A 481-nucleotide genomic window follows, 5' to 3' on the forward strand; every position below is an offset into this window, starting at 1 on the left:
GATCTCAAACCGGTCAACACTTGCCATTAACGGACCTTCCTTTACACCAATGGTCCCAACAGGCAGATCCGGCTTATTGTGCATGCCGAAAATGGCAGAAACACCATCAAGCACGCCAGCTTCTATGACCTTTCTTGCTCCCGCGGCAATTTCTTCGGCCGGCTGAAAGATAAAGCGGACGGTACCTTTCAGCTCATCCCGTCTTTGGTTCAGCAAAATCGCTGTGCCAATAATAGAAGCGGTATGAAAATCGTGTCCGCACGCATGCATCGTACCGTCAACCTTAGAAGCAAACGGCAGGTTCGTCTGTTCATGGATCGGGAGCGCGTCAATGTCCGCCCGTATGGCTATCACAGGGCCGTCTTCCCGTCCTTTGATTTCCGCAATCACACCAGTCTCCAATTGAGGAACGTCCAGTATTTCGATTTGCTCCTCCTCAAGCCAGCGGCGGATTTTTTTCGTCGTTTCAATATCTTGAGAT

Annotated in this window: 1 protein-coding gene; it reads right to left on the reverse strand. The window is 50.5% G+C overall.

Annotated elements, in window-relative coordinates; translation table 11 throughout:
* Positions 1-481: amidohydrolase (locus RVS70_RS22190; RefSeq protein ID WP_321134874.1), on the reverse strand; the 481-nt coding region annotated here is incomplete at both ends.

The sequence above is a fragment of the Virgibacillus sp. M23 genome, from assembly GCF_034190895.1.
Taxonomy (GTDB): domain Bacteria; phylum Bacillota; class Bacilli; order Bacillales; family Amphibacillaceae; genus Virgibacillus; species Virgibacillus salarius.